This window comes from Mesorhizobium sp. M5C.F.Ca.IN.020.29.1.1, assembly GCF_003997375.1.
GTDB classification, from domain to species: Bacteria; Pseudomonadota; Alphaproteobacteria; order Rhizobiales; family Rhizobiaceae; genus Mesorhizobium; species Mesorhizobium wenxiniae.
This window is the reverse complement of sequence record NZ_RZSW01000517.1, coordinates 1-4,529: the sequence shown is the minus strand read 5'-3', so window position 1 is coordinate 4,529 and position 4,529 is coordinate 1. Positions and strand designations below refer to the sequence as shown.

Here is a 4,529-nt window from a genome sequence, read left to right as displayed (position 1 = left end):
CGACTCGTCCTCCGGTTGTCCAAGGAAGCCAAACATCAAAGGGGTCTCTTCGTTCCATTTGGGAACTGAGTTTTCGTTTCCGGCACGGCCGCCGGGGAAGCGACGCCGACAACTTTTTCGATGTGCCTCAGTTTACACCCATTCGAAGAGTTGCGCGGTTTGCCAGCCCGCCAGCAGTATAATGAGAATGCCAACGAGCCTGAGAAGCGTCTTTTCTGCGATTGACTTCACCACCCAACCGGCCATCGGCGCTGCGACTACGCCGCCAAGGATCAAGCCGGCGACAGAGAGTAGATTTTCCGTTAGCTCTCCTGCCTCCGCCCAATGGCCCGTTAGTAATGCAAACAAGAAGGTCAGAGACACCGAGAGCGTGATGAGGAACTCGCTCGCATTTACTGTTCCAATAACGTAGCGGGGCGTCCCGCCAAAACCGAGAAGGCCCGTCGTTACGATTGGTCCCCATCCGCCACCCCCTGCGGCATCGAGAAATCCACCACCAAGCCCAAGGGGAGGCACCACGCCCGCAGGGACCGGTTTGCTTGGGATCCGCCGGAAGGAACGGAACAGGAGCCAAGCTCCGACGAGCGCAAGGTATGTCGTCACATATGGCTTCATGATCGCCCCCTCAAACGAGGTGAGCACAAAAGCGCCGAGAACGCCGCCGAGCACGCCAAATGGCATCAGCCGCCAGAAAAGTTTCCAGTCGATATTGCGGTGATAGAGGTGAGCCGAACCCGAGGCCGCAGTGGTAAACAACTCAGCCGCGTGAACTGAAGCCGAAGCGTGTGCAGGAGACACGCCAAACCCCAGCAGCGTTGTCGAGGAAACCACGCCGTAGGCCATGCCGAGAGCCCCGTCGACAGCTTGAGCTACAAACCCTACGAGCGCAAAAAGGATAAATTCTTGCATTTGGCTCTCCAACAAAGCGCGGTCGTAATGGGCGAAATAGAAACCCGCTGCCTACAACGAATGCAATTCATGCTTCCACAATTCACCAAACGCCTGGCATCGACAATGGCGACGAACGGGAAACTGTCCACTCGATCGTCGCCTTTCCGCACCCGCTGCGATCGCATAGCACTGCGGCCCACCTCCTCCGACCCGAAGTTTCACGGGGCCGGACCCTGACTTGCAGCTCCACCCCATATCTGTTTAATTGCCGCCATCCACAGGGGTGCTCCGTATCGTCGGGGCTGAGAGATGGGCTGCAAGCCCGTAAACCCTAGAGCTGATCTGGATAATACCAGCGGAGCGAGGCGGGCGATGTTTTCTGACGTACAGATTTCTCTTTATCCGAGGACCGGCGATTTCGTCGGTGTCGACATCTCCGCGCTCGATGCGCTCGACCCTTGTCGCGATCGGTTGCGCATGGGCACAGGCGATATTTCGACGCTCCCGGTTGGCACGCCCGAGGGCCATGTCACGACCGACCTCACGGTCTCGGCCAACAGCCCGGCCCCGCGCTGATCTTTTCGCGCCAGACAGGTCTCGCATGTCCCAATCTTTCTCCGCCGCGCCGCGAATCGCAGCCTTGTTCGCCAAGATCGGACCGGCCTTGCTATCTGTCGGCACGCTGGTTTTGGCTTGGGAGCTCTATGCGCGCATCTCGGGCATCTCGCCCACCACGCTGCCCGCGCCGTCACGCATTCTCGCCCAGGCCATCCAGCAGCGCCAGGCGCTGTTCGACAACACTGTGCCGACCACCAGTGCCACATTGGTGGGCTTCGCCTGCTCGCTGGCCGTTGCCTTCCTTCTTTCGGTGCTGATCGATTTCTTCAAACCGCTGCGCCGCGCCCTGTTCCCGGTCTTCATCATTAGCCAGACGCTGCCGCTGGTGGCGATCGCCCCGCTGGTCATTCTCTGGTTCGGCTTCGGGCTGACGCCGAAGATCATGCTGGTCGCCCTCGTGACTTTCTTTCCCATGCTGGTCGCGCTGGTGCAGGGTTACGAATCGACGGATCGGGACATCTCGGCGCTTCTGAGTTCGATGGGCGCTTCCCGCATGCGCATTTTCCTGCTGGCCCGCCTGCCCTCCTCGCTGCCCTATTTCTTCGCCGGGCTGCGTATCTCGATCACCTACGCCGTGGTGGGCGCCATCTTCGCGGAATATGCCGGCGCGGCCAAAGGGCTCGGCATCTACATGCTCAACGCCAAGAACAATTTCCGGCCCGATCTCGTGCTCGCAGCCGTGCTGATCAGCGCCTTGCTCACGCTGGCCCTGTTTGCCGCCACGGTGCTGATCCAGCGCGCCGCCATGCCATGGGAGCGGCTCGATGCCGCACGAAAATCATGAGCAGGCGGCTGGAGCTGCGCCAAGTCAGCAAGCGTTTTGGCGACATTGACGTGCTTGCCGGCATCACCCTGCATGTCGAGCCGGGCGAATTCGTTTCAATCCTCGGCCCCTCCGGAGCCGGCAAATCCACGATCTTCAAATTGCTGACGGGCGGTCTCGAAGGCTACGGCGGCGGTGTCGACTTCGACGGGCGGCCATTGGCCGACGCGCGCCGACCGTTTGCCTTCATGCCGCAGCACGATGCCCTGATGCCTTGGCGCACGGTTATCGACAACACCGCGCTCGGTTTGGAAGTGCAAGGCATGTCCCGCAAGGCGGCGCGCGACAAGGTGGCGCCGCTCTTCGGCGAATTCGGCCTTGCGGGCTTCGAGCAAAGGTATCCGGCGCAGCTCTCGGGCGGAATGCGCCAGCGCGCCGCGCTGTTGCGTACCGTCGTGCAGGACCGCGCCATGCTGTTGCTCGACGAACCGTTCGGCGCACTCGACGCCCTCACGCGCACCGGCATGCAGCGCTGGCTTGCGATGATGTGGGACCGACACCGCTGGACCGTCCTGCTGATCACCCACGACGTGCGCGAGGCAGTCTTCCTGTCCGACCGCATCTATGTGCTGAGCAGCCGCCCCGCCCGCGTGCTGCGCGAAATCGCCATACCTCTTCCGCGCCCGCGCACGGATCTTGTCTCGCCGGAAGCCAGCGCCATCGAAGCCGACATCCTCGATACCCTGCTCGATCCACAGCCCGCCCAAAGGACATGACCATGCTTTCCAGACGCCTCTTCATCGCTGCCGCATTGATCTCCGGGCTCGGTCCCGTCACGTCCGTCCGCGCCCAGCAGACTGTCACCGTCGCACTAGACTGGACGCCGAACACAAACCATGTCGGGCTCTATGTCGCCCAGGCGAAAGGCTTCTACGCCGAGGCCGGGCTCGACGTGCAGATCCTGCCCTACAGCGACACTGCGGCCGGTACGCTGATCGCCAACCGCGTGGCTGATTTCGGTATATTGGGATCCATAGGATTGTTCACCCAACGCACCGCCGGCGCCGACCTCGTCGCCACCTACGCCATCATGCAGACAGAAACCGGCAGGCTGGTGTTCAATGCCGACCGCGCCGATATACAGTCCCCAAGGGACCTGGACGGCCTAACCTATGGCGGTTTCGGCAGCGCCTGGGAGAATGCGCTGATCGGCACCATCATCCGCCATGATGGCGGCGAGGGCAAATTCGAAACGGTGACGCTGGGCACCTCCGCCTATGAGGCCTTGGCCGATGGCGCAGTCGATTTTACGCTCGAAGTCTATACTTGGGAGGGGATCAAAGCGGAACTTGACGGCAAGGCCCAACGCGCCTTCCGCTACGCCGATTACGGCGCGCCCGACCAACACACCAATTTCATTGGCTCGAGCCGGGCCTACCTCGAAAAGAACAAGGACACGGCAACTGGGTTCATCGCCGCGACCAGGCGCGGCTATGCCTTCGCCGTCGAACATCCGCAAGAAGCGGCTGATATCCTGATCGCAGCAAACAGCGACGTGCTGACCGACCGTCCGCTGATCGAAGCATCCCTGAAGGCGCTGGTCGACGGCCACTATCTGCAAAGCCCCACCGGCGCGATCGGCACAATCGATCCAGTAAAGATGGAGGCGATCGGCGACTACCTGTTCAAGGCCGGCGCCCTGCGCGACAGCGATGGGAACCTGATCGGCGCACGCCCCGATTTCGCGGCCTATTACAGCAACGCCTATATAGCCGGCGAAAAATGAGCCCGCCGCTGCGCATATCTCAATGCCGTGATCTTTGGCCTCGGCAGTCACGAGGCCGGTTGGCGCATACCCGAAAAGCGACCCGCTTGCCTCGACTAGCCTCGACTATTGGGTCGACCAGCAAAGCTTCATCGACGACGTGATGCCTTTGCTGGAGCGTCCGGAAGTCTTTTCGACGCTGGGGGTGAGCGCACCCTTCGCGAGCGATACGGCCTGCCAAGTCTTTAGGTCTAGAATCGAACAGGGGCGCGTGGCGGTGCTTACTCACGACTAGGCCCGGCTCCGGACTGACGTGATGGCTTCGTGTAGCGCTTTGGCGTCAGTTCCGCCCCGGGTTGGCCGTTCAACCGTTTTTTGAGAATGTCAATGAGGCTGATGGTGACCGCGATCACCGCAGGGCCGAGGACGAGTCCGGATGCTCCAAAGAGGACGATGCCACCAACCGCGCCGATAAAGGCCATGACTGTGTGG

General features: G+C 61.5%; 4 protein-coding genes, 2 pseudogenes and 1 riboswitch. Of the genes and pseudogenes, 4 read left to right on the top strand and 2 right to left on the bottom strand.

Going from position 1 to position 4,529, the window contains the following annotated elements:
- Positions 1–132 precede the first annotated feature (132 nt).
- A complete protein-coding gene (locus EOA85_RS28605; RefSeq protein WP_127211990.1) occupies positions 133–909 on the bottom strand; it encodes a sulfite exporter TauE/SafE family protein in 777 nt (258 codons plus the stop codon).
- A 251-nt stretch (positions 910–1,160) separates the two neighbouring features.
- Positions 1,161–1,273, top strand: a riboswitch (TPP riboswitch).
- Between EOA85_RS28605 and EOA85_RS28600 the strand changes: the two are divergent.
- From EOA85_RS28600 to EOA85_RS28585, 4 genes and pseudogenes are all read left to right on the top strand, one after another.
- A pseudogene (locus tag EOA85_RS28600) lies at positions 1,264–1,413 on the top strand (HMP/thiamine-binding protein); the annotation flags it as partial. It overlaps the preceding riboswitch by 10 nt.
- Before the next feature lie 79 nt (positions 1,414–1,492).
- Positions 1,493–2,293 (top strand): ABC transporter permease, encoded by an 801-nt coding sequence (locus EOA85_RS28595; protein WP_164759940.1) that lies wholly within the window; start codon positions 1,493–1,495, stop codon positions 2,291–2,293.
- Positions 2,290–3,048, top strand: coding sequence for an ABC transporter ATP-binding protein (locus tag EOA85_RS28590; RefSeq protein WP_095517186.1), 759 nt, complete (start codon positions 2,290–2,292; stop codon positions 3,046–3,048). Before EOA85_RS28595 ends, EOA85_RS28590 begins: the two co-directional genes overlap by 4 nt.
- Complete coding sequence (locus EOA85_RS28585) at positions 3,045–4,058, top strand: ABC transporter substrate-binding protein (protein ID WP_127211988.1); 1,014 nt, start codon at positions 3,045–3,047, stop codon at positions 4,056–4,058. The genes EOA85_RS28590 and EOA85_RS28585 overlap by 4 nt, the downstream gene beginning before the upstream one ends.
- 260 nt (positions 4,059–4,318) lie before the next feature.
- Here the strand turns inward: EOA85_RS28585 and EOA85_RS38260 are convergent.
- Positions 4,319–4,529 (bottom strand): annotated as a pseudogene (locus EOA85_RS38260) (AI-2E family transporter); the annotation flags it as partial.

What these genes read in the sequence shown, in the direction of transcription:
- EOA85_RS28590 (WP_095517186.1), top strand. Translation starts at nt 2,290, where the DNA reads ATGAGCAGGCGGCTGGAGCTGCGCCAAGTCAGCAAGCGTTTTGGCGAC.
- EOA85_RS28585 (WP_127211988.1), top strand. Translation starts at nt 3,045, where the DNA reads ATGACCATGCTTTCCAGACGCCTCTTCATCGCTGCCGCATTGATCTCC.
- EOA85_RS28595 (WP_164759940.1), top strand. Translation starts at nt 1,493, where the DNA reads ATGTCCCAATCTTTCTCCGCCGCGCCGCGAATCGCAGCCTTGTTCGCC.
- EOA85_RS28605 (WP_127211990.1), bottom strand. Translation starts at nt 909, where the DNA reads ATGCAAGAATTTATCCTTTTTGCGCTCGTAGGGTTTGTAGCTCAAGCT.